Here is a 23,649-nt window from a genome sequence, read left to right as displayed (position 1 = left end):
AAACCTAAAATTAAACGGCAGTGTTCTAGGTGTTTGCTGGTCGGCCGCCCTGGCTGGTGGGCCGATCCTACGATTTCCATTCGGTGAAGCCGATACGCCGCGGTCCGGACGTCGAAAATTCCCGTTCAGACAAGGGTTTTCGACGTGGCGATGTTCCGGGCAGCGGCGTGATCTTCCGGAAAGCGTAGTCGAGGGGCCAATTGAAGCGATCATTGTCGCCGATGACATCTGTCCTCGCCCATACCAATTCGCCGTCTCTCGGCTTCCTCGGCGGGCTGCGCGGCCGCACGACTGCCGTGCTGCTGGTGGTGGCGCTGGCGAGCATCGCGCTGGCGGGCGGGCTGGGCTGGGTGATCGTCGCCAATTTGCGCTCCGATCTCGGCACGGCGCTCGCCCGCGACAACGCCCAGCGGACGCAGCAGCGGACCGAAGCCGAGCTGGGGCGGGAGATCGCGCTCGCTCAGCGGCTGGCGGACAGCACGGTGACGCGCGAATGGCTGGAAGACGATAGCGACCCGGTCAAGAAGGCGCGCTTCATCCGCGAGGCGGAGGGATTCCGCCGCGCGTTTGCCGGGCGTGGCTATTTCGTCGCCGCCGCGCCCACACTCCATTACTACTACGTCGACGAAAGCCGCGCGCCGGAGCCCGAGCTCGGCTACACCATCAGCGCCAACGAGCCGAACAACACTTGGTATTTCGCCGCCCTGGCACGGCCGGACGGCGTCGCGATCAATGTCGATCGCAACACCCATTTCGGGGTCACCAACGTCTGGATCAATGTCACCGCCCGCGACGAGACCGGGCGTGTCTATGGCGTGGTCGGAACCGGAATAGAGCTGAAGCGCTTCCTGGCCGATGTGCTGGCGAGCCCGGATGCCGGCGTCGTCACCATGCTGGTGAACGACGACGGCGTGATCATCGCCCATCCCGACATCTCGCGCATGGCCTTTGATCGCGCGTCCGGGGCGGCGACCGACAAGACGATCTACCGGATGGCCGGCGACCGCGCGGCGGCCGAGGCGCTGCGCGCCGACCTCGCCCGTGTCCGCGACGCGCCCGGCCAGGTGACGACACGGGTTCTGACCATCGACGGCGCCACCCATGCGGTGGCGATGACATATGTGAAGGCGCTGCGCGCGAGCGTGGTGACGCTGGTCGACCCCAAGGCGGTGGCCGCGCTGCGCTCGGGGCCGGTGCTGACGGTCGCCCTCTCGGCCACGGCGGTGCTGATCCTGGCGCTGCTCGGCGCGGTCCTCGGCTTCGACCGCCTCGTGCTGCGTCCGCTGGAGGCGTTGACCGCATCGGTCCGGCGTCTGGCGCGCGGCGAGTATCTCGGCCGTCCGGCCTCGCCCCGGCACGACGAGATCGGCGAACTGGAGCGCGCCTTCGACGACATGGCGAAGCGGGTGCGCGCCCATTCGGAACATCTGGAGGGGCTGGTCGCCGAGCGAACCTCGGCGCTGGCCGAGGCCAACCGCCGGATCGTCGACACCCATCGCGCCCTGACCGACAGCATCGGTTATGCGGGGCTGATCCAGAAGGCGGTGCTGCCCGGACGGGGCGAGCCGGAACGGCTGCCCGCCGGGTGCGCCGTGCTGTGGCGTCCCCGCGACGTGCTGGGGGGCGACTTCTACCTCTGCTACCAGCGAGGCGATGCCCGCGTGTTCGGCGTGGCCGACTGCGCCGGGCATGGCGTGCCCGGGGCCTGCATGACCATGCTCGGCCATGGCGCGCTGCAGGTGGCGCTGCGCGACACGCCATGGGACGATCCGGCCGCCGTGCTGACCCGCGTCGATCAGCTGATGCGCGAGGCGCTGCCCGATGGCGGCGCCAGGGGGGCCCCGGCGACCAACATGGATCTGGGGCTCGTCTTCGCGGATCTGGCGCGGGAGCGGGTGGTCTTTGCCGGCGCCCATATCGATCTGTTCGTGGCCGAGCCCGGAACATGCGAGCGCATTCCCGGCGGGCGCCGCAGCCTCAACGACCGCCGGTCCGGGCGGTTCGATAACACCGTTCTCGATATCGGTGCGAACCGGACGTTCCTGCTGACCACCGATGGCCTGCTGGATCAGGCGGGGGGCACGGAGGGATTCGGGTTCGGCGCCGAGCGGTTCGTGGCCTGGGCCGCATCGGCGGCGTCGCTGCCGATCGAGGCCGTGGGCGTTGCCCTGGAAAGGGAGTTCGATGACTATCGGGGCCCGGTCGGCCAGCGCGACGACGTGACCGTGCTCGCCTTTCGCCTGGACGCCACGCGGCCTCCGGCGGATCCAGAGAAGGAGCGGTGATGACCATGGAGTCCCAGCCTCGCCAGGGGCTCGATATCTTTGCCTTGCGGGATCTGTTCAACCGCGAGCGCATCATGCTGTGCTTCAACGGGCCGGTGACGGCGACGCTGATCGAGGAGATCGGCACCGCTCTGCGCAACTACATGGAAAAGCTGGCGGAGAGCGCATCGTCGGTTTCGGACGTGTTCTCGGTCTATATCGAGATCACGCAGAACATCCGGCGCTATGCCAGCAGCCGGCCAGAGCTCGCCCTGGAATCAGCGCACATTCTGGTGTCGCGCAACGAGGAGGGGCGCTACATCGTCAGCGCCGGCAATGTGGTCGAGACGGCCGATGGCGAGGTGCTGCGCCAACGCATCGCCGAGCTCGCGGCGATGGACAAGGTGGCGCTGAAGGCGGCCTTCAAGGAGCAGATCCGCCGTCCGCGCAGCGAACTGGAAGGCAGCGCCGGCCTGGGGCTGATCGACATGGCCCGCAAGGCGACGCACCCGCTGTGGTGCGAACTGCTGCCGCTCGATCATCGGCGAGCGTTGTTCCAGCTTCGTGTCATTCTATAGGTTTGCGGCCATGAACCTCGAGATTGCCGAGACAAGCTCCAGCCCGTTCATTTCCGCCGACGGGGATGCCGGCCGCGTCGTCATCCGCGGCGATTCCTACCCCGAAAACTCCTTCGAGCTGTTCCGGCCATTGATCGAGTGGGTGGAGACCTATCTGGCGCAGGCCGGACGCCCGCTGCGTTTCGAGATCGAGCTGCTCTACATGAACACCAGCAGCGTGCGGGTGATGATGGACATCTTCGATCTGCTGGAGAGCGCGTTCCAGCAGGGCACGGATGTCGGCGTGGTCTGGCTCTTTGATGCCGGCAACGAGCGGGTCGCCGAGCTGGCGGAGGAGTTCAAGGAGGACTGCACCTTTCCCTTCGCCATCACCGCCAAGGCGAGGACGCCATGAGCAATGCGCTCGACCTGGAGCAGCAGATCGAGGCGGTGCTGAGCGCCGAGGATCATGGCGACGCCGTCACCGCACGGCGCCTGTTGGCGGAACTCTACGAGCGCTATCGGGACCAGAAGCGGCTGCTTGACCGGCTGGTCCGCATTTCGGATCGCTATCAGCTGGCCGAGCGCGAGCGCGGCGCGGCCTATGCCTCCGATTACCGGCGCGAGGTTCGGCGGATCGAGAAGCTGGTCCGCATCAGCGACAGCTATCAGGCGATGCTGCGGGAGCTGACCGACCGCCTGCGAACGCTGTCCACCCATGATGACCTGACCGGCCTGCTCAATCGCCGCAGCCTGCGCGAGCAGTTGCTGGAAGCGATCGCCGGCGCGTCGGCGTTCGGCGTCGCGTTCGTCGACGTCGATCATTTCAAGGCGATCAATGACAGATGGGGCCATCTTGCCGGGGACACCGTGCTGGGCCGTCTGGCTGAAGCCATCGTGGCGCATCTGGGCCACGGCGATTCGTGCGGCCGCTGGGGCGGCGAGGAATTCCTGATTCTGCTGCGGGGCCGCCCCGCCGCCACCATGATGCAGATCGCCGAACGGCTGCGCGAGGATGTGGCCAATCTCCGCCACGCCGGCGGCGACGGCGCGACATTCTCGGTAACCATCAGCCTCGGGCTGACGGTCCACCGTCCCGGCGAGGCGCTCGAAGCCCTGCTCAGCCGGGCCGATTCCGCGCTCTATCAGGCCAAGGAAACCGGCCGCAACCGCTCGGTCCTGCTGCCCGCCGACGAGGAGCGTGGCGCCACCCTGGATCACCGGTGCGCGTGATCAGCGCGATGAGCGGGCACGGATCGGTGGCCCGCTCGATCGGCCGGAAGCAGGTTCATACGGTTTCCGGTTGGTCCCTTCAGGATACCGGAAACGGCTTCGCCGAAAATCCCAGTGTTACAGGAAAGTCTCGGTAACGGGATTTTCGGCGATCGGAATACGGTTTCCGGCCCTGTGGGCAGGAAACCGGATCACCCGATGCCGCCGAGGCAGAGATATTTGAGTTCGAGATAGTCGTCGCAGCCGTATTTCGAACCTTCCCGGCCGAGGCCGGATTGCTTGACGCCGCCGAACGGTGCGACCTCGGTCGAGATCAAGCCGGTATTGATGCCGACCATGCCGGTTTCCATGCGCTCAGCCACCCGCCAGACCCGAGCGAGATCGCGCGAGAACAGATAGCCGGCGAGGCCGAATTCGCTGGCATTGCACATCGCCACCGCCTCGTCCTCGGTGTCGAACTTCACAAGCGGCGCCAGCGGGCCGAAGGTCTCCTCCCGCGCCACCGCCATCTCCTGTGTCACCCCGGTGATGAGCGTCGGCTCGAAGAAGGTGCGGCCGAGATTGGAGCGCCGCCCGCCTGCGACCACCGCCGCGCCCTTTTCGACCGCGTCGCGCAGATGGCGCTCGACCTTGGCCACCGCCGCCTCGTTGATCAGCGGTCCGGTGGTGACACCCGGCTCGAAGCCGTTGCCGAGCTTCAGCGAGGCCAGCTTGGCGTGGAGCTTTTCGGCGAAGGCATCGTAGACGCCGGCCTGCACATAGATGCGGTTGGCGCAGATGCAGGTCTGGCCGGCATTGCGGAACTTGGCGATCAGCGCGCCGTCCACCGCAGCGTCCAGGTCGGCGTCGTCGAACACCACGAACGGCGCATTGCCGCCGAGCTCCAGCGACAGCTTCTTCACGGTGTCGGCGCACTGGCGCATCAGGATCTTGCCGACGCGGGTGGAGCCGGTGAAGGTGATCTTCGCCACCTTGGGGCTGGCGCACAGTTCCGCGCCGACTCCGGCGGCATCCAGGCTCGGCACCACGTTGAACACGCCGGCCGGCACCCCGGCGCGCTCGGCCAGCACCGCCAGCGCCAGCGCCGAAAGAGGCGTCAGTTCCGAAGGCCGCGCCACGAAGGTGCAGCCCACCGCCAGGGCGGGCGCCAGCTTGCGCGCGATCATGGCATTGGGAAAATTCCACGGCGTGATCGAGCCGACCACGCCGACCGGCTGCTTGATCACCACGATGCGCTTGTCGCGCTGGTGGCCGGGAATGACGTCGCCATAGACGCGCTTGGCCTCTTCGGCGAACCACTCGATGAACGAGGCGCCGTAGAGGATCTCGCCCTTGGCCTCGGGCAGCGGCTTGCCCATCTCGGCGGTGAGGATGGCGGCGAGGTCGTCGGCATTGGCGACGATCAGGTCATGGAAGCGCCGCAGCACCGCGGCGCGCTCCTTGCCGGTCAGGGCGGCCCAGCCGGGTTGGGCGGCGTGGGCGGCGTCGATCGCCGCCCGCGTGCCGTCAATGCCGGCATCGGCCACGGTGGCGATCACCTCGCCGGTCGCCGGGTTCTCGACCGGGAAGGCTTGGCCGGTCTCGACCCAGCTTCCGTTGATATAGGCCTGCGTTCGCAGCAGCGACGGATCCTTCAGCATCAGCATCTCATATCCCCCGCGCAGCTTTCACCGCTTCCTCGAGGATGTCCATGGCCTCGGCGAAGTGATCGTCCGGAATGGTCAGCGGCGCCAGGAAGCGGATGACATTGCCGTGGACGCCGCAGGTGAGCAGCACCAAGCCGCGAGCCAGCGCCTCGACCCGGATGCGGGCGGTCAGGTCCGGCGCCGGCTTGCCGTCGGCGATGAACTCGGCGGCGACCATGAAGCCCGGGCCGCGGATGTCGGCGAGCTCCGGCGCGAAGGCGCGGATCTTCTCCAGCCGGGCCTTGAGGCGGACACCGAGGTCATTGGCGCGGGCGCACAGATTCTCCTCCTCGATCACGTCGAGCACGGCGTTGCCGGCGGCGATGCCGAGCGGATTGCCGCCATAGGTGCCGCCGAGGCCGCCGGGACCGGCAGCGTCCATCATCTCGGCGCGGCCGACCACCGCCGATATCGGCAGGCCGCCGCCGAGACCCTTGGCCATCGTCGTGAGGTCCGCGGCGATGCCATAGGCCTCCATGGCGAACAGCGTTCCGGTGCGGCCAAAGCCGGTCTGCACCTCGTCGGCGATCATTACAATGCCATGGCTGTCGCACAGCTCGCGCAGGCGGGGGACGAACTCGGGCGGCGCCGGATAGAAGCCGCCTTCGCCCTGCACCGGCTCGAACAGGATCGCCGCCACCCGGGCCGGATCGAGGTCGGCCTTGAACAGTCTGTCGATGGCCTTGAAGGTGTCGTCCACGGTGATGCCGTGGAGCGGGGTGGGGTAGGGGACGTGGAACACGTCCGGCATCATCGCGCCGAAGCCGGTCTTGTAGGGCACCACCTTGCCGGTGAGGCTCATGCCCATGAAGGTGCGGCCGTGGAAGCCGCCGCCGAAGGCGATCACCGCGTCGCGCTTGGTGTAGGCGCGGGCGATCTTGACGGCGTTCTCGACCGCCTCGGCGCCCGTGGTGACGAACACCGTCTTCTTGGCGAAGGTCCCCGGCACCTTGGCGTTCAGGCGCTCGGCGAGCCGGACATACGGCTCATAGGGCAGCACCTGGTGGCAGGTGTGGGTGAAGGCGTCGAGTTGCGCCTTCACGGCTGCCAAGACCTTCGGGTGGCGGTGGCCGGTATTGACCACGGCGATGCCCGCCGCAAAATCGATCAGGCGCCGTCCGTCGGCGTCCCACACCTCGGCATTCTCTGCCTTTACGATAAAATTCTGCGTGAGGACGCCGACGCCGCGGGCGAGAGCTGCGGCGCGCCGCTTTTCGATTTCGGAATTGGCCATTTCAACCTCGGGCCTTGGGAACAGGAGCCGAGTGAACGCTATCGTTTAATGAGGAAGGTCGCAATGTTTATTTTTATAAACACTGGGTATAGCGTTGCACCCCTTGAACCGGCCTCCGGGTACGGCATGAACCGCGAGACGTTGGAAACGCTTGATTTTCTAGGGAATGCTGCGAACGACAAGGGCGTCCGCCCCGGCCGGGTGATTGGTTTGGGGATCAGCCCTGCGATCCGGGCATCGCGGGCATGATGGCGGGGCGGACGTGCGGGGCCGGGGAGGCAGGGGTGACGGAGATCGATATCGGCGCGCGGCTGAAGACCATCCGCGAGGAGCGCGGCCTGTCCCAGCGCGAGCTTGCGCAGCGCGCGGGCGTCACCAACGGCCTGATCTCGTTGATCGAGCGCAACATGACGAGCCCGTCGATCAACACGTTGAAGAAGATCCTGGAGATCCTGGACACCACGCTGTCCGACTTCTTCGCCCAAGGCGAGCGCAGCGAGCCCGACCGCTTCGTGTTCCGCCATGACGAACTGACCGAGATCAACCCCGGCCGGGTCTACCGCGCCGCGACCGCCGAATCGCTGCGGGCATTGTCGTTCAAGCGGGTCGGCCGCAGCGACAACACCAACCTCCTGATGCTGTACGAAACCTACGATCCTGGCGCCGACACGGGCGAGGACGCCTACAGCCACGAGGGCGAGGAGGGCGGCGTGGTGATCAGCGGCGAGCTGCTGCTGACGGTCGGCGATCGCACCGAGCTCTTGCACGCCGGCGACGCCTATCATTTCGACAGCCGCATCCCCCACCGCTTCCGCAACATCTCGTCCGAGCCCTGCATCGTGGTGAGCGCCTGCACGCCACCGACGTTCTGACGCTGGTCACGGGCGGCCGTTGCGGCGCTCAGCCGCCCTCGACCTCGTCGTCCTCGCGGGTCTTGCGCACGACGGTGGCGATGTCGACGCTCAGCAGTTCCGCGGCCTTTCGCTTGCTGCCGGCACGCCGCACCGCCTCCCGCACCAGATACTTCTCGTAGCGCCGCACTTCGTCCTTCAGCGAGGCGACCGGAAATTCGCCGTTTGAGGGGGCGGCAAGAAAGCTCGTGGGATCGGCGATCGCCGGGAGTCCGAGCACGGGGCTCGGCATCGATTCCGGCAGGCACGAGAACGGCAGCGGCGCGCCGTTTATGCCGCTGCGTTGCGGCGCTGCAATCGCCTTCGAGGTTGCCGACAACACGCTGGCCGGCAGGTGATCCTCGCCGGCAAGTCCGTCGCACATCACCGCCAGATGCTCGATGATGTTCTGCATCTCCCGGATGTTGCCGGGATAGTCGTACTCGATCAGCCGCCGCATGCAGGCCGCGTCCAGGCTGAACGGTCGGTCACGACGGGCATTCAGGCGGGCGACGAAGATGCGCACCAGATCGGGAATGAGATCGCGCGTCTCGCGCAGCGCCGGCACGGTGAGGGTCAGCGAGCTCAGGCGGTAGTAGAGGTCCTTCCGGAACGCGCCGGAGCGGCTCATGTCCAGGAGGTCGCGATTGGTCGCCGAGAACAACTGGATCGACACCCGCCGGCCGCCGGTGGCGCCGACCCGCTGCACCACGCCGTCCTCCAGGAATTTCAGCAGTTTTGCCTGGCAGTGCAGCGGGATCTCGCCAACCTCGTCGAGAAACAGCGTGCCCTTGTCGGCCGCCTCGATCAGCCCCTTCTTGCCGCGGTTGAGCGCGCCGGTGAACGAGCCGGCCGCGTAGCCGAACATCTCCGACTCGAACAGGCTTTCCGGAATGCCGGCGCAATTGACGTGGATGAACGGGCGGTTGCTGCCGAGCGTCATGGCATGGACCTGGCGGGCGATCTCGGTCTTGCCGGCGCCGGACTCGCCGACGATCAGCACGCGGATGCCGAGATGGACCGCCCGCATCGCCTGCTCGATCAACGCGGCGCTGCTCGGATTGAGCACGATGCCGCGATCGACCGCGGCGGCGCTCTCGCCGACCGAGACGAAGCCGGAGCGCGCCGCGCTCTCGATCTGGCGATTGATCAGATCCAGGTTGCGCAGCACCAGCACGCTGAAGGCGAGCTTGCCGTCGGTGCCGAGCGCCGGCCGGCACGAGATCAGGATGGAGCGGCCGTCGGCGAGGGTCTCGACCCGGTTGAGACGCGTGCCCAGACTGACTGCCTTGACGACGGCGCCGGCATCGATGCCGAGCCGCTCGAGATAGGTGCGCAGGCTGAAGACCGCGGTGTCGATCGGCGGATCGAGCAGCGTCTGTGCCGCGCGGTTGACCAGACGCGCAACGCCGGCCGGGTCGACGCACAGCACCGCATCTGGCAGGGAATCGAGCAGCACCGGGGCGTTCGGCTGGGAGATCGCGCGAACGAGATCGGCGGCGGAATAGAGCGATGTGCCACGGTCCTCCTGCATCCTGAAGCTCATGCACGCCTCCCGATCATCACCGTCGGCAGGGGTTCGGACCGCGCCCGAGCCGGCCGCAGTACGGCAACAAATCGGCCGTCGAAGCCGTCCGGCACCGGCGCGAGCGTCGCCTCGCACGCGATGGCGCCCTGTCCCGGTCGGGAGGCCAGCACCGTGAACGGTTCAAGCGACGCCCAGCGCGGATGGAGGTGGCGCTCAAGATCGACCAGCGGCGTCAGCGTGCGCCCGAGCCAGGGCTCGACCGGCACGCCGAACAGCTTCTCGAACGCCGGATTGGCGGCGCACAGGCGGGCGTCGCGGTCGATCACCACCACCACGTCGGCGATGGCGCCGAGCACGTCCTTCACGCTCTCCTCGCGCCGGCTGAGCGCGGCCTCGGTCGCCTTGAAGGTGGTCAGATCGCGCAGCGTGCCGATCAGCCGCCACAGCAGCCCATCCTCGATGTGGCAGCGCACGGTGTTTTCGAGAAAGACCGGCGTGCCGTCGTGAAGATGGTCGCAGGAGGCGACGCCGTCGATGCTGTAATTGCTGTCGATGAGCTGGCCGATGAACCATTCGTTCTCGGCGCTGCGGGCGAAGAAGCGCGAGACCGGCTCGCGGTTGAGATCGCTGCCGTCGGGAACGCCGTAGATCCGCGCCATTGCGCGATTGCACAGGGTCCAGTGGCAGCGGTTCTCGAAGATCTGGCGGATGATCTCGTCGCGCGGCTGGGTGGTGTCGACGGGGTCGTCGAACTCGATGCACCACATCGCCTCGCCGCAGGCGTCGACCATGCAGGACAGCACATCCTCGGCGCTGGCTCGTCCGGGGTGGCGAACCTCGGACAAGAGGCAGGCCCAGGTGCCGGATCGATCGTCGCCGTGCCAGAACAGCGTCACCACCGCCCGCCCGGCACGGCCATTGTCCCGGAGCAGCGGCACCGCCAGCGGTCCGCGCACGGTCGCACCGCCCGGCAGATGCCGAAGGTCGCCAAACTCCGCCAACGCCTCGGTGCCGATGATCGCCGCAAGGTGTTGCGGTGCCGGATCGTACGATGCCAGACCGAGGGCATCGCGGCCGGCGGCATTGATGCCGCGGATGCCGCCATCCTCGTCAACCGCCAAGGCGGGGAACGGCAGCGCGGCCAGCGGGGCGGAGGGACCGATCACCACGCCGGCCTCCGATCCGCCGCGCGAAGGCGGAAACCGGGACGGGCGAAACGCCAAGTGCCGCCTCGCACGGTCCCGGTGCCGCGGGCGTCGTCAGTTGAAGTTTGTCTCCAGGGCGTCGGCGAACTCGAACACGTCCGCACAGACACCGTGAGTTGCAGCATTGAAGATGGGCGCATTTCGATCGGTGTTTACCGCGATGATCGTCTCCACGTGTTTCATTCCATGCAAATGTTGGACCGCGCCCGAGATGCCGAGCGCGAGATAGAGCTTGCAGTTCGACGCGGTCTTGCCGGACAGGCCGACCTGATGCGCCTTCGGCAGCCAGCCGGCGTCGGCGACCGGCCGCGAGCAGCCGAGCGTCGCGCCGAGACGGTCCGCCAGCGCGCGAAAGCGCTCGACGTTCTTTTCGTCCTGGATGCCGCGTCCGATCGACATGATGATCTCGGCCTTGGTGATGTCGACGTCGGCCGGCGGCGGATCGATGTAGCCCTGATGTTCGGAAAGCAACGATGCGACCGGCGCAAAGTCGACAGTCACCGTACGGCGCGGCACGACACCATCGGCTGCGGCGGGGGGCTTGGCGCCGCCTGCGCGCAGCATCAATGTGACCAGCGGCGCATTGCCGAACTGCATCCAGCTCAGCACCTTGTTGGCGTAGCCGGCGCGCTGCGCCCGAAGGCCGCCCGACATTGCCTCGACCGTGATCACATCGCTGGCGAAACCGCCGCCAAGACGGGCAGCCACCGCCGGCCCGAAGCCCATGCCGGAAACGGTGTGACCAATCAGGATCAAGCGCGCTTTCACCGCTGTCGCAATCTCGGTGGTTGCATGCGCAGAGGCGACCGTGTCGAACTCCGGGGTCGGCGCGTTTACGAGAAGAACTTCGTCGACGCCGGCGAAGACGAGGTCGTCGGCCAGCGCCTCCGGCGCGGCGTCGATCACCGCGACACGAACCGGGCCGCCGAGCTGCTCCTTCAGCGCAACCGCAATCCCGATCAACTCGCCGGTGACGGGAGCGAGGCGGCCGCGCAGATGTTCGGCAATGATGAGAATTCCAGCCATCGGATCAGCCCCTCTTCTCGCGGATCAGACGCGCAACCGCGGCCGCCATTTCGGCGGGCGTTCCCTCGATCATGGTGGCCTGGCCGACCGGCGGCAGCGCCATCGATGCCACCACGGCGCCGGCCGCTCCCTCGGCCAGCGCGATGGCCTCGACCACCGCGAGCGCCTTCTTCTTGGCGTCCTTGATCATGCGCATGGTGGCATAGCGCGGCGTGTTGGCGCCGGCCTGGATCGACAGCACCGCCGGCACCGGCAGCGTCGCGGCATGGCGGAGCCCGCCTTCGAGTTCGCGTTCGATGTCAAGGCGCGGCCCGCCATTCCAGGCGAGGCCGACCACCACCGCGGCGTGGGTCCAGCCGAGCATGGCGGCCGTGGCGGCGGCGGTCGCGCCGTTGGCGACGTCGCTGGCCTGAACGCCGGTCAGCACCAGATCGGCGTCTTCCGCCTCGGCGACCGCCGCCAGCAGCGCGGCGTTGGTCATCGGGTCGGATACTGACAGCCCGTCCTGCCACACGCGCACGGCGCGCGCCGCGCCCTTGGCCAGCGCCTTGCGGATCGAGCCTTCCGCGTCGGCGGGTCCGATGCACACGGCAACGACCTCGCCTTCGCCGCGCGCCTCGACGATCTGCATCGCCGCCTCAACCGCGGTCTCGTCCCACTCGTTGATCTGATATTCGAGGTCGTCCGGGCGCACGTCGCGGCCGTCGGCGCGGAAGCCGAACTCGTCGCCGAGCTTGGCGACATGCTTGACGCCGACAAGGATGCGGCATCCCGTCTTCGCTGGCGCCGCGTAACCTGCGATGACGGCGGGACGGCGCGGCGCAACGCGCCACGCGATGTCGCCCAACGGCACGACGGGCATTTCTTCGACATCCGCGGCTGTCGCTGCGGGCGGGGCGGGGATGGCCGGCGCGATGTCGGCCGGGGCGAGCGGGGGCGCCTCCACCGGCGCCGCCGGTGACGCCGCAGTCTCGTTCGCCGAAATCACCGGCACCGGCGGAGAGGCCGGTGCCGGCAGGCTGGCCGCATTCGCCGCCAGCGCGCGCGACAGTTCCGGAACCAGCCGGGCGATGACGCGGTCGGCCACCGCCTCGGTGATGCGGTCGATCAGTGCCGGGATCTGCCCCGGCGCGATGGCCTTCAGCTCGATCGCCTCGGCCACCAGTTCAGCGAGGTCGGCGACCACGAAGTCGGCCTCGTGCCCGCTGGTCTTGCGTGCATCTTCAAACATGGTCAGGTCCTTCGGGCAGCAGGTGACGAAGACATCGATGCCGCCGAGCGCGGCCGCTTCGTGCATGCGCGAATGCGCCGGCTTCTCGGTGCCGGGCGGGTCGGGCACCCAGATGCGCCCGCCGCCGGCGCCGCAGCAGAACGAGTTGTCGCGGCAGCGCGGCATCTCGACGATCTCGCAGCCGATCGCCCGCAGCACGCGGCGCGGCGCCTCGTATTCGCCGTTGAAGCGCCCGAGGTGACAGGGATCGTGCAGCGTTACCCGCTTGCCGAGCGGGCGCTTCACCTTGAGCCGCCCGCTCTCCAGCATGTCGGCGAGCACCGCGCTGTAATGGCGGATGGCCACGCGCGCACCGAATTCGGGATATTCGTTGCGGATGGTGTTGAAGGAGTGGGGGTCGGTGGTCACCACCCAGTCGAATTTGGCCTGCTGCAATTGGCCGGCATTGTGGCCGGACAGCGTCTCGTAGAGACCTTCCTCGCCGACGCGGCGGATATCGTTGCCGGCGTTGCGCTCGCCGTCATAGAGCAGGCCGAAGTCGAGCCCGGCCTTGGCGAAGATGCGCGCCACCGTGCGCGACACGCCCTGCGAGCGCGGATCGAACGAGGCGAAGTCGCCGACGAACCATAGCGCCTCGACCGGCTCGTGACGGGCGTCCTTGACCTGGAACGGCAGCTCGCGCGTCCAGCTTCCGCGCTTGCGGGCGGGCTCGCCGAAGCTGTTGCCGACATTGGCGATGGTTTCCAACACGCCGCGCAGGATGGGGTCCATCTCGCCCCATTCCACCAGGGCGCGGCGCATCTTGACGATCTTCACCGGGTGCTCGATCCCGACCGGACAGATCTCGGCGCAGGCGCCGCAGGTACGGCAGGCCCACAGCGCCTGCGGCGTCACCACGTCCAGCAGTTCGCGGCCAGCTGTGCCGGGCAAGCCGGACTCGGCGTACAGCCGGAGATCGAGGATGAGGTCGCGCGGGCTCAGCGGATAGCCGGAGACGCGCGCCGGGCAGGCTTCGTGGCAGCGACCGCATTTGGTGCACGCATCGAAATGCAGAAGGTCGCGCCACGACATCTCCTCCAGCCGGCTGACGCCGACCGGCGTGCCTTCGCGCGGCGCCGGCAGGCGCGCGACATTGCGGGCGTCGCGCACCGCAAGGCTGGCGATGGCGGCGATGGTGTGCTTGCCCTTGGTGATGGCGACGGTTCCGACGAAGGCAAGCGCCAGCACGGCATGAAGCCACCAGTTGGACTTGCGGATGGCGACGGCGGCGTCGCTGTCGACGCCGGCAGCCTCCATCAGCCGCGCCAGCAGCGAGCCGACCGGTGACATGTCGTCGAGCGGCGGACGGTCGATCAGAAGGCGCGTCGCCTCCTGCACGAAGCCGGATACGGCGATCGCGAGCAGCAGCGACAGGAAGGCCCAATCCTCCACCTGCCAGCGCCGGGCCTGGGGGCGGATGTCGGTCTCGCCGCAATAGGCGCGTTGGTAGTCGAGCTTGGGCAGCGCGAACAGAGCACGCCGCGTCATCATCATCACGATGCCGGCGATGAGCACCAGGCCGGCGACGTCGACCACCAGGCTGAAGGCGAGATAGAACCAGCCCTGCCAGAACGACGCGCCGGTGAGCGGCCGCATCACGTCATAGTCGAGCATGATGATCAGCGTGCCGGCCAGCAGCGTGACGAAGCCGAAGAAGATCAGGCGGTGGCCGATGCCGGCGTAGCGATCGCGGCGGTCGAGCGTGCGATGGGCGAGAAGGTCGCTCACCATCCGCCGGACCCCGGCGGCCCAGTCGATCGGACGGTCGGCGGCGGCACCGCGCCGGTAGCGGTTGGCATGGTGAACGGCGGCCGCCAGGAACGTCGCCATCGCCGCGATGCCGATGCCATAGAACACCTGCACGGCAATGGGCGGCATTTGCCAGAAGAGATCGCGTGTCTGCATCGTGACGACCCCGAAAGGAAGGGAGCCGTGCCCCGCACCGGCGGGACACGGCAAAGGCGGCAGGATCAGACTTCGACGCGGGGCCGCGGGTCGCCCAGCGCCGGAATCGTCTCGGCGCCCCACAGCTGCCGCTCGCGAATCCACGGCAGCGGATATTGCGGGTGTGGGCTGTCGAATTCGCGGGCGAGGCGGTGCCCGTCGAAAATGGCGTTGGTGATCTGCCGCGGGGTGTAGCAGTCGCCGACGCGGAAGATGTCCTGGATGTCGTTCTCGGCCCACTCGGCCTTGCGCCGCTTCAGCTCGGCGAACAGATCCGAATTGGGCACGCGCGAGGTGACCAGAACCAGCGCGTCGCAATCCAGCACCAGCGTGTCGGTGCCTTCGCGGCGCGGCAGGCGGCCGGCCTCGGGCTCGGTCAGCGCCCAGCCATGGCGGTAGAGGTGGAACAGCGTCAGCTTGCCGCCGGCGTAATTGTCGACCCAGTGATTGCGCAGCACCTTGATGCCCTTCTCGTGCATCATGCGCTTGTTGTTCTGCACCTCCAGCGTGAACTGGCTGTATTCGGCCGGGTCCGACATGTTGGTGACGAGATAGACGTCCTTGCCGCGGTCGGCCATCAGCTCGGCCATGGAGATGCCGGTGAAGTGGCCGTCGCCGTCGAGCACCACCACGCGCTGGCCGGGCACTTCCTTGCCGGCCATGATCTGCTCGGGCGTCAGGCAGGTCGGCAGCGCCGCGTCGCAGCCGGGGATCGGGCTGTGGCCTTCGGCGCCGAGGCCGTTGGTGGCCCAGTGCGAGCCGGTGGCGATGACGACGCGATCGGCGCCGTAGCGCAGAATATCGTCGGCGGTCATCTTGCCGACGCCGAGGTGGACCTCGACGTTCTTCATCTTCGACAGCTGGATCTGGCGATAGACGATGACGCGACCCCACTCGTTGAGGCGCGGGTAGCGGATGACGTTGCGCAGGTGGCCGCCCAGCTCCGGTTCGGCCTCGCGCAGATGGACGTCGTAGCCGCGCTCGCCCAGCACGCGGGCGCATTCCATGCCGGCAGGACCGCCGCCCACCACCAGCACCGAGCAGGGCGAGGCGGTCTTGGTGAAGCGCTCCGGGTGCCAGCCGCGGCGGTATTCCTCCATCGCGGTCGCATTCTGCGTGCAGTTCAGAAGACCGCATTGGTTGAACTTGGAGACGCACATGTTGCAGCCGATGCACTCGCGCACGTCGTCGAGCCGGCCTTCCTGGATCTTGCGCGGCAGGAACGGATCGGCGATCGAGGGGCGCGCTGCACCGATGATGTCGGCGACGCCGCTGCGGATGATGTTGACCATGTCGTCCGGGCTGGTGAAGCGGCCGTTGACCACCACCGGCACGTCGCCGACCACGCCCTTGACGCCCTTGACGAACGGCAGCATCCAGCCCGACTTGCGGAAGCGCGAGGAGCCGGCGTCCTCGCCCCATTCCTCATAGTCGCCGATCTTCACCGCCCACAGGTCGCACACGCCCTCGCGGTGAACCATCTCGACGATGCGGATGCCCTCGTCCTTGGCCTCGATGCCGTGCGGGCCCTGCAGGGTATCGATCTCATAGCGGGTGGTGATGGCGCACTGGTCGCCGCACGCCTTCTTCAGTGCCGCCAGGATCTCGATATAGACGCGGGCGCGGTTCTCCAGCGAGCCGCCATACTTGTCGGTGCGCTTGTTGTAGCGGCGTTCAAGAAACTGCACCGGGAAGGTGCTGTCGCCGGCGGTGACTTCGAGCAGATCGAAGCCGGCGTCCATGGCGCGCTTGGCGGCCAGGACGTACATGTTGATCACCGCCTTGATGTCGTCCTCGTCGCTCTCGGCGGCATAGACGGTGCGGGCGGGCAGCAGGTTCGAGGGCAGCGGCGAGGCCGAGCGCGGCACCTCGCGCGATTCCAGCGCCGGCGAGTGCACGCCGCCATACCACAGCTGCACGCCCGACAGGCCGCCATGCCTGTGAATCTCGCGGCACATCACGCCGAGATTGCGGACGTCGCCCTCATCCCACAGCCGCGCCGAGGTGTAGGGAAACTCGTCCGATTCCGGATGGATGGAGCAGAACTCGGTGAACACGACGCCCCAGCCGCCTTCGGCCTTGGTGCCGCGGAACATGGCCTGCGTGCCGGGCCGCTCCGAGCCGATGCCCGCGCAGTGCGATGTCTGGAAGAAGCGGTTGGGGCTGACCTTGGGCCCGATCTTAATCGGGTCGAAGAGAATATCGTACTTCGGATCGCGAGCCATGACGGTGGAAACTCCCTGAGAATGGCAGCGGGCGATGCCCGGCAGCGGTTCAGCAAGAGGCGCGCCACGGCGGAAAGTTGTTTAATTTTAATGACTTGAAGCTTATGTGCTGCAGGTTTGCAGCATTCGGCGCCGGGAGACGCTGCAGCAATTCAGCGCTGGTCTTCGGTCGCGTCGATTTGGTCGGGCGCTGCCGAACTGCAGCACTCGCCGCAGACTTGCATCATCATGCCGAAATATATCCGAGAAAAATGACGTTGATTCCAGAGTGTTAATCCCTGGCACGATTCATGAATATCCCCGGCCATGGGGCTAGCCGGCCCCACTCGTGCTCCAATCGAGAGCAGTAGAGGGGAAGTCAGATGGCAAACGCGGGTATTCACGCGGCGGAGTCGAATGCAGACGACGCCTCACAACTAGAAATTCTCGGATACAAGACTCAGTTCGACCGAAACATGAGTCTTTGGGAGAATTTTGCTCTCGGATTTACATATCTGTCGCCAGTCGTTGGTGTCTACACGTTGTTCGCGTTCTGCCTTGCCACCGGCGGTCCGCCCATGGTGTGGTCCTACGTCCTGGTCGGCATCGGCCAGTTCATGGTGTGCCTGGTATTCTGCGAGGTGGTGTCGCAGTTCCCGATTGCCGGCGGCGTCTATCCCTGGGCGCGGCGCCTGGTCGGCAAGCGATGGGCGTGGATGGTCGGCTGGGGCTACGCCTGGGCGCTGTTCGCCTCGATCGCCGGCATCGCCGCCGGCTGCGGGCCGTACCTCGCGCAGTTGATCGGGCTTGAGCCGTCGCCGCACATCAATATCGGCGTGGCGTTGGGGCTGATCGCCGTCACCACCATGATCAACGTAATGGGTACCCACTTCCTCGCCACCGTCGCCATGATCGGCTTCATCTGCGAACTCGGCGGTGCGCTGGTGGTCGGCGGCTATCTGCTGATCTTCGAGCGCGTTCAGGACTTCAGCGTGCTGTTCGACACGTTCGGCATCGGCGAAGGGGCGGGCGGCTATCTTCCGGCGTTCCTCGCCGCCGCGCTCGGCGCGTTCTTCCAGTATTACGGCTTCGAGGCCTGCGGCGACATGGCCGAGGAGACGCCCAACCCGAGCCGGATGATCCCGCGCGCCATGCGCATGACCATCTATATCGGCGGCGGCGCGGCGCTGTTCGTGCTGTTTGCGCTGGTGCTGTCGGTGCCGGACATCGGCAAGGTGATCCGCGGCGAAGACACCGATCCGATCATGACCATCCTGACCAATGCGTTCGGGCCGCTCGGCGCCAGGATGGTGCTGGTTGTGGTGATGGTGTCGTTCCTGTCCTGCCTGCTCAGCCTGCAGGCTGCGGCGAGCCGGCTGCTGTTCGCCTATGCCCGCGACAACATGATCGTGTTCAGCGGCCCGCTGAGCCGCATTTCGGAAGGCCACCACGTTCCGGTGGTCGCACTGGTGGTCGCGGGCGTGCTGCCGGCGGCCGTCGTCTGTGCCGGCGCCTTCGTGCAGGACGTCGTCACCACCATCATCTCGTTCGGCGCCATCGGCATCTACTTCGCCTTCCAGATGATCGTGCTGGCGGCGTTGATCGCGCGCTTCCGCGGCTGGAAGCCGGGTGGCGCCTTCAAGATGGGCCCGATCGGCTGGGTGGTGAACATCGTCGCGCTCGCCTACGGCGTCGCCGCCATCGCCAACATGGTGTGGCCGCGCACGCCCGACGCGGTGTGGTTCGTCAACTACGGCATGTTGTTGACCACGCTGATCGTGTTCACCACCGGCCTCGTCTACATGCTGGTCGGCAAGCCGTACGACCGCAGCGACGCGCCCGCCTCGGACGCGTGGCTGATCTCGCCGCGCTACGTTTGATCCGGTTTCCGGTTGATCCCTTCGGGATACCGGAAACGTCCTCGCCGGAAAATCCTTGAGTTGGATGGGATTTTTCGGCGATCGGAATACGGCTCGAAGGCTCGATCAGCCGGAAACCGTATGACGCGAGGCCAGGCCTTCGGGCCGGGCCCCGCGAAATTTGCCGAAGAGCCCTCTCTCGCTCAGGGGTCTTTGGCGAAGGGAGGCCGGGCATCACGATGTGATGCCCGGCCTCCTGCCGCATCTTCTTCCCAGAGCTCGCGCCGGGTTGCGTCCCGGCTTTTGCCGCCTTCGCGTTCCCGCGCCGGGCCTTGGCCCGGCATCGCCACCGTCGTCTTCCCGCGTTGACGACGATGCGACCACTGCGCGACGCCATATCCTGAAACGCAAATGCCCTGGACCTCCCAAGGAGGTCCAGGGCATTTGCTTCGGTGCTTGCGGGTTCGGCGTCCGGCCGGTCAGCCGTGCTTGATCATCACGTGGCGGACGACGGTGTAGTCCTCCAGCGCGTAGAGCGACAGGTCCTTGCCGTAGCCTGAGCTCTTGAGGCCGCCGTGCGGCATCTCGCTGGTCAGCATGAAGTGGGTGTTGATCCAGGTGCAGCCATACTGCAGGCGGGCGGCGGCGGCCATGGCGCGGCCGACGTCGCGCGTCCACACCGAGGAGGCGAGGCCGTAGTCGCTGTCATTGGCCATGGCGATCACATCGTCGGCGTCGCCGAAACGCGTGACCGACACCACCGGGCCGAACACCTCGCGCCGTACGATCTCGTCGGACTGGAGCGCGCCAGCCACCACCGTCGGCTGGAAATAGAAGCCGGAGCCGCTGCCGGCGGTGCCGCCGGTGGCGATGGTGACGTGAGCCTGCTCCTGGGCGCGCTCGACGAAGCTGGCTACGCGGGCACGCTGGCGTGCGGAGATCAGCGGGCCCATCTCGTTCTCGCCGTCATTGGTGCGGCCGAAGGCGATGGTCGACACCGCGGCGGCGAGGTCGGCGACGAGATTGTCGTAGATCTTCTCGTGAACGTAGAGCCGGCAGGCTGCGGTGCAGTCCTGGCCGGCATTGTAGAAGCCGAAGGTGCGCACGCCCTCCACGACAGCTGCGAGGTCGGCATCGTCCCACACGATCACCGGCGCCTTGCCGCCGAGTTCGAGGTGGGTGCGCTTGATGGTCTTGACCGCCGCCTGCAGCACCTTGCGGCCGGTGGTGATGTCGCCGGTGAGCGACACCATCGCCACCTTGGGATGGTTGATCAGCGCCGAGCCGACGCTCTCGCCGCGGCCGAGGATGATGTTGACCACGCCGGGCGGCAGGATGTCGGCGCAGGTCTCGGCGAGCTTCAGCGTGCTGAGCGGCGTCTGCTCGGAGGGCTTCAGCACCACGGTGTTGCCGGTGGCGATCACCGGGCCGAGCTTCCACGCCGCCATCATCAGCGGATAATTCCACGGCGCGATCTGGCCGATCACGCCGATCGGATCGCGGCGGATCATCGAGGTGTGGCCGGGCAGGTATTCACCGGCGGCGAGGCCGGGCAGGGTGCGCGCCGCGCCGGCGAAGAAGCGCAGGCAGTCGACGATGGCGGGGATCTCGTCGCGCAGCACCAGATGGCGCGGCTTGCCGCAGTTCAGCGCCTCCAGCGTGGCGAAGGTCTCCGCCTCGGCCTCGATGCGGCCGGCGATGGCGAGCAGCGCGGCGGCACGCGCCGCCGGGCTCTCCTGCGACCATGTGGTGAAGGCGTCGGAGGCCGCCGCCACGGCGGCGTCGATCTGGTCGAGCGAAGCCTCGGGCAACTCGATCAGCGTGGCGCCGGTGCGTGGGTTCAGCACGTTCTCGCCCGGCTCGGTGCCAGCGACGAATTCCGCGCCGATGCGCATGCGGGAGGGAAGAGTGACGGGCACGTCGGACATGCGTTGAGGCCTCCTTGGTCATTTACCCTGGCCGGCAACCGTCCCGCCGTCCCGCGTCCAGTAATAGGCGAGCAGGATCGGCAGGAAGGTGACGACGATGACGAACACGGCGACGACGTTGGTCACCGGGCGTTGGCGCGGCCGCACCAGCTCGGACAGCATCCAGATCGGCAGCGTGGTCTGCTGGCCGGCGGTGAAGGTGGTGACGATCACCTCGTCGAACGACAGCGCGAACGCCAGCATGCCGCCGGCCAGCAGCGCGGTGGCGATGTTGGGCAGCACCACCCAGCGAAAGGTCTGGAAGCCGTCGGCGCCGAGATCCATCGAGGCTTCGATCAGCGAGGCCGAGGTGCGGCGGAAGCGGGCGACGGCGTTGTTGTAGACGACGACGATGCAGAAGGTGGCGTGGCCGAGTACGATGGTCCAGAACGACCACGGAATCTCCAGGATGTTGAACGCCGAGCGCAGCGCGATGCCGGTGATGATGCCGGGCAGCGCGATCGGCAGGATCAACAGCAGCGACACGCTCTCCCGCCCGAAGAAGCGCGACCGCGACACCGCGGCGGCGGCCAGCGTGCCGAGGATCAGCGCGACCAGGGTCGAGATCGCCGCCACCTCGAACGACAGCGCGATGGCGGCACGCACGTCCTCGCGCTCGAGCGCCACCGCGAACCATTTCAGCGTCAGGCCGGGCGGCGGGAAGGTGTAGCTCTTCTCGTCGGTGGTGAAGGCATAGAGCACCACCACCGCCAGCGGCAGATGCAGAAAGGCGAGGCCGCCGAACGCGGCGAGCGTGAGGCCGATGCCGGCGGGACGACGATCAGAGCGCATCGAAGGCCCCCAGACGTTTGGCGAGGGCGAGGTAGACCGCCATGATCGCCACCGGCACCACCGAGAAGGCGGCGGCGAGCGGAATGTTGCCGGCGGTTCCCTGGTGCATGTAGACGGCCTGGCCGAGATAGAGCTGCGAGCCGCCGACGATCTGCGGAATGATGAAGTCGCCGAGGGTGAGCGAGAAGGTGAAGATCGAGCCGGCCACCACGCCGGGCAGCGCCAGGGGCAGGATCACCGTCCGGAAGGTATAGCGCGGGGGGGCGCCGAGATCGGCGGACGCTTCGATCAGGCTCGGCGGCACCCGCTCCAGCGCCGCCTGGATCGGCAGCACCATGAACGGCAGCCAGACATAGAGAAAAACCAGGAACGTGCCGAGATAGCTCGCCGACAGCGAGGGACCGCCGATCACCGGCAGGTCGAGCACGCCGTCCAGCACGAAGCCGAGCCCCGCGGCATGGAACAGCCAGCCGAGGATGCCCTCCTTCGCCAGGATCAGCTTCCAGGAATAGACCCGCACCAGATAGGACGACCACAGCGGCAGCATCACCCCGACATAGAACATCGCCTTGACGCGCGGGCCGGCGTGGAAGGCGGCGTAGTGGGCGATGGGAAAGGCGACCAGGGCCGCGGCAATGGTCACCGCCGTCGCCATCAGCATTGTGCGCAGCACGATGTCGAGATTGGCCGGCGCGAGCAGGCTCGCCCAGGTCGCCAGCGTCGGGGTGCGGTCGATGACGCCGGAGAAGTCGTCGAGAGAGAAGAAGCTCTGCGCCAGCAGCGCGAACAGCGAGCCGAGATAGACCACGCCGAGCCACAGCATCGGCGGCGTGAGCAGCAGCAGAAGAAGCAGCGCCGGGTGGGCGACGAACAGGTCGGTCAGCCGGCGATGCCAGCTCTCCGGCGGCGGCGCCAGCGGGGCGGACCACGCGCTCATGCCGCCTCCAACGGGTGCAGCGCCGTTGGCGAAAAGGCCAGCATGCAACGGCTGCCCGGCTCCGGGCGCGGACCATGGCCGGCGTCGGACACCGCGATCTCAAGGCCGGTGCCGGTCAAGGTCATCACCCGCCGCGAGGCGCCCTGATAGAGCACATCGATCACCTTGGCCTCGAAGGAGTGCCAACCCGCCGGCACCTCCGCCGGGTCGGCGATGAGCCTGATGCGCTCGGGGCGCAGGCTGGCCTCGCGCCAGTCCTGGCCCGTCCTGCCCAGCAGCGGCCCGGCCACCTCGGCGGGCAGAATGTTGGAGGAGCCGACGAAATCGGCGACAAAGCGGGTGCGCGGCCGTTCATAGACGTCTTCCGGCGCGCCGACCTGCAGCAGGCGGCCTTCGGCGAACACCGCGACGCGGTCGGCCATCGACAGCGCCTCGCTCTGGTCGTGGGTGACGAACACGAAGGTGAGGCCGAGCCGCCGCTGCAGCGCCTTCAGCTCCACCTGCATCTCCTCGCGCAGCTTGAGATCGAGCGCGCCGAGCGGCTCGTCGAGCAGCAGCGCGCGGGGATGCAGCACCAGGGCGCGGGCGAGCGCCACACGCTGGCGCTGGCCGCCGGAGAGTTGGGAGGGCCGCCGCAGCTCGTAGCCTTCGAGCCGCACCAGGGCCAACGCGTCGCGCGCCGCGCGCTCGCGGTCCGGCCGCGCGATGCCGCGCACTTTCAGGCCATAGGCGACATTCTCGCCCACGCTCATGTGCGGAAACAGTGCGTAGTCCTGGAACACGGTGTTGACGGCACGCCGGTAGGGCGGAATCCCCTCCGCGGTCTCGCCGAAAATCTCGATGTGGCCGGAGGTCGGCTGGTCGAAGCCGGCGATCAGCCGGAGACAGGTGGTCTTGCCCGAGCCCGACGGGCCGAGCATGGCGAAGAACTCGCCCTCCGCGATGTCGAGGTCGATGCCGTCGAGAGCGGTGATCGGCCCGAAGCAGCGGGTGACGCGGCGGAGGCGGACGGCCACCGTGGGGCTCGAGGCGACCGCGGGGCGCGCGGCCGCGG

Annotated in this window: 17 protein-coding genes; 6 read left to right on the top strand and 11 right to left on the bottom strand. The window is 67.6% G+C overall.

The genetic code is table 11. From position 1 onward, the window contains the following. Positions 1-221 precede the first annotated feature (221 nt). The 4 genes from BLTE_RS08350 to BLTE_RS08335 are packed head-to-tail and all read left to right on the top strand — an operon-like array spanning position 222 to position 4,054. Entirely contained in the window at positions 222-2,285 is a 2,064-nt protein-coding gene (locus BLTE_RS08350; RefSeq protein ID WP_126399280.1) for a SpoIIE family protein phosphatase, read from the top strand. Next, positions 2,285-2,842: a biofilm regulation protein kinase SiaB gene (gene siaB, locus BLTE_RS08345; protein ID WP_197723282.1), complete on the top strand. Its 558-nt coding sequence runs from the start codon at positions 2,285-2,287 to the stop codon at positions 2,840-2,842. The genes BLTE_RS08350 and siaB overlap by 1 nt, the downstream gene beginning before the upstream one ends. A 10-nt stretch (positions 2,843-2,852) precedes the next feature. Next, positions 2,853-3,236, top strand: coding sequence for a biofilm regulation phosphoprotein SiaC (siaC, locus tag BLTE_RS08340; RefSeq protein WP_126399278.1), 384 nt, complete (start codon positions 2,853-2,855; stop codon positions 3,234-3,236). A gap of 35 nt (positions 3,237-3,271) precedes the next feature. After that, positions 3,272-4,054 carry a diguanylate cyclase domain-containing protein gene (locus tag BLTE_RS08335; RefSeq protein ID WP_197723281.1) on the top strand — a complete coding sequence of 261 codons (783 nt, stop codon included), beginning with the start codon at positions 3,272-3,274 and terminating at the stop codon, positions 4,052-4,054. 191 nt (positions 4,055-4,245) lie between these two features. Here BLTE_RS08335 and BLTE_RS08330 read toward each other — a convergent pair whose 3' ends face one another. Beyond that, positions 4,246-5,700 carry an NAD-dependent succinate-semialdehyde dehydrogenase gene (locus BLTE_RS08330; RefSeq protein ID WP_126399274.1) on the bottom strand — a complete coding sequence of 485 codons (1,455 nt, stop codon included), beginning with the start codon at positions 5,698-5,700 and terminating at the stop codon, positions 4,246-4,248. Between the two features lies 1 nt (position 5,701). After that, positions 5,702-6,973, bottom strand: a complete 1,272-nt coding sequence (locus tag BLTE_RS08325) for a 4-aminobutyrate--2-oxoglutarate transaminase (RefSeq protein WP_126399272.1) — start codon at positions 6,971-6,973, stop codon at positions 5,702-5,704. A gap of 248 nt (positions 6,974-7,221) precedes the next feature. Here BLTE_RS08325 and BLTE_RS08320 point away from each other — a divergent pair, with 248 nt between their 5' ends. Further along, positions 7,222-7,845 carry a cupin domain-containing protein gene (locus BLTE_RS08320; RefSeq protein WP_174769564.1) on the top strand — a complete coding sequence of 208 codons (624 nt, stop codon included), beginning with the start codon at positions 7,222-7,224 and terminating at the stop codon, positions 7,843-7,845. 28 nt (positions 7,846-7,873) lie between these two features. On the opposite strand, the gene BLTE_RS08315 is transcribed toward BLTE_RS08320, so the two are convergent. The 5 genes from BLTE_RS08315 to BLTE_RS08295 form a co-directional block, all read right to left on the bottom strand. Beyond that, complete coding sequence (locus BLTE_RS08315; protein ID WP_126399270.1) at positions 7,874-9,409, bottom strand: sigma 54-interacting transcriptional regulator; 1,536 nt, start codon at positions 9,407-9,409, stop codon at positions 7,874-7,876. Next, entirely contained in the window at positions 9,406-10,560 is a 1,155-nt protein-coding gene (locus tag BLTE_RS08310) for a PAS domain-containing protein (RefSeq protein WP_126399268.1), read from the bottom strand. The genes BLTE_RS08315 and BLTE_RS08310 overlap by 4 nt, the downstream gene beginning before the upstream one ends. Positions 10,561-10,650: 90 nt before the next feature. Then, positions 10,651-11,622 carry an electron transfer flavoprotein subunit alpha/FixB family protein gene (locus BLTE_RS08305; protein WP_126399266.1) on the bottom strand — a complete coding sequence of 324 codons (972 nt, stop codon included), beginning with the start codon at positions 11,620-11,622 and terminating at the stop codon, positions 10,651-10,653. Between the two features lie 4 nt (positions 11,623-11,626). After that, entirely contained in the window at positions 11,627-14,770 is a 3,144-nt protein-coding gene (locus tag BLTE_RS08300; protein WP_244600161.1) for a heterodisulfide reductase-related iron-sulfur binding cluster, read from the bottom strand. Between the two features lie 92 nt (positions 14,771-14,862). Further along, on the bottom strand, positions 14,863-17,061 hold the full coding sequence (locus BLTE_RS08295) for an oxidoreductase (protein WP_126399262.1): 2,199 nt from the start codon (positions 17,059-17,061) through the stop codon (positions 14,863-14,865). A 362-nt stretch (positions 17,062-17,423) separates the two neighbouring features. Here BLTE_RS08295 and BLTE_RS08290 point away from each other — a divergent pair, with 362 nt between their 5' ends. After that, on the top strand, positions 17,424-18,920 hold the full coding sequence (locus BLTE_RS08290) for an APC family permease (protein ID WP_126399261.1): 1,497 nt from the start codon (positions 17,424-17,426) through the stop codon (positions 18,918-18,920). A gap of 458 nt (positions 18,921-19,378) precedes the next feature. On the opposite strand, the gene BLTE_RS08285 is transcribed toward BLTE_RS08290, so the two are convergent. The 4 genes from BLTE_RS08285 to BLTE_RS08270 are packed head-to-tail and all read right to left on the bottom strand — an operon-like array spanning position 19,379 to position 23,611. Then, entirely contained in the window at positions 19,379-20,827 is a 1,449-nt protein-coding gene (locus tag BLTE_RS08285; RefSeq protein ID WP_126399259.1) for a gamma-aminobutyraldehyde dehydrogenase, read from the bottom strand. Between the two features lie 18 nt (positions 20,828-20,845). Next, positions 20,846-21,658 carry an ABC transporter permease gene (locus BLTE_RS08280; protein ID WP_126399257.1) on the bottom strand — a complete coding sequence of 271 codons (813 nt, stop codon included), beginning with the start codon at positions 21,656-21,658 and terminating at the stop codon, positions 20,846-20,848. After that, positions 21,648-22,595 (bottom strand): ABC transporter permease, encoded by a 948-nt coding sequence (locus tag BLTE_RS08275; RefSeq protein ID WP_126399255.1) that lies wholly within the window; start codon positions 22,593-22,595, stop codon positions 21,648-21,650. Before BLTE_RS08275 ends, BLTE_RS08280 begins: the two co-directional genes overlap by 11 nt. After that, positions 22,592-23,611 (bottom strand): ABC transporter ATP-binding protein, encoded by a 1,020-nt coding sequence (locus BLTE_RS08270; protein WP_162499892.1) that lies wholly within the window; start codon positions 23,609-23,611, stop codon positions 22,592-22,594. The genes BLTE_RS08275 and BLTE_RS08270 overlap by 4 nt, the downstream gene beginning before the upstream one ends. Positions 23,612-23,649: the final 38 nt, after the last annotated feature.

The sequence above is a fragment of the Blastochloris tepida genome (assembly GCF_003966715.1).
GTDB classification, from domain to species: Bacteria; Pseudomonadota; Alphaproteobacteria; order Rhizobiales; family Xanthobacteraceae; genus Blastochloris; species Blastochloris tepida.
Note: the sequence above shows the minus strand (reverse complement) of the source record. Positions and strands in the feature narration are given on the sequence as shown.

What these genes read in the sequence shown, in the direction of transcription:
- BLTE_RS08350 (WP_126399280.1), top strand. Translation starts at nt 222, where the DNA reads ATGACATCTGTCCTCGCCCATACCAATTCGCCGTCTCTCGGCTTCCTC.
- siaB (WP_197723282.1), top strand. Translation starts at nt 2,285, where the DNA reads ATGACCATGGAGTCCCAGCCTCGCCAGGGGCTCGATATCTTTGCCTTG.
- siaC (WP_126399278.1), top strand. Translation starts at nt 2,853, where the DNA reads ATGAACCTCGAGATTGCCGAGACAAGCTCCAGCCCGTTCATTTCCGCC.
- BLTE_RS08330 (WP_126399274.1), bottom strand. Translation starts at nt 5,700, where the DNA reads ATGCTGATGCTGAAGGATCCGTCGCTGCTGCGAACGCAGGCCTATATC.
- BLTE_RS08325 (WP_126399272.1), bottom strand. Translation starts at nt 6,973, where the DNA reads ATGGCCAATTCCGAAATCGAAAAGCGGCGCGCCGCAGCTCTCGCCCGC.
- BLTE_RS08320 (WP_174769564.1), top strand. Translation starts at nt 7,222, where the DNA reads ATGGCGGGGCGGACGTGCGGGGCCGGGGAGGCAGGGGTGACGGAGATC.
- BLTE_RS08315 (WP_126399270.1), bottom strand. Translation starts at nt 9,409, where the DNA reads ATGAGCTTCAGGATGCAGGAGGACCGTGGCACATCGCTCTATTCCGCC.
- BLTE_RS08305 (WP_126399266.1), bottom strand. Translation starts at nt 11,622, where the DNA reads ATGGCTGGAATTCTCATCATTGCCGAACATCTGCGCGGCCGCCTCGCT.
- BLTE_RS08300 (WP_244600161.1), bottom strand. Translation starts at nt 14,770, where the DNA reads ATGCCGCCCATTGCCGTGCAGGTGTTCTATGGCATCGGCATCGCGGCG.
- BLTE_RS08295 (WP_126399262.1), bottom strand. Translation starts at nt 17,061, where the DNA reads ATGGCTCGCGATCCGAAGTACGATATTCTCTTCGACCCGATTAAGATC.
- BLTE_RS08290 (WP_126399261.1), top strand. Translation starts at nt 17,424, where the DNA reads ATGGCAAACGCGGGTATTCACGCGGCGGAGTCGAATGCAGACGACGCC.
- BLTE_RS08285 (WP_126399259.1), bottom strand. Translation starts at nt 20,827, where the DNA reads ATGTCCGACGTGCCCGTCACTCTTCCCTCCCGCATGCGCATCGGCGCG.
- BLTE_RS08280 (WP_126399257.1), bottom strand. Translation starts at nt 21,658, where the DNA reads ATGCGCTCTGATCGTCGTCCCGCCGGCATCGGCCTCACGCTCGCCGCG.
- BLTE_RS08275 (WP_126399255.1), bottom strand. Translation starts at nt 22,595, where the DNA reads ATGAGCGCGTGGTCCGCCCCGCTGGCGCCGCCGCCGGAGAGCTGGCAT.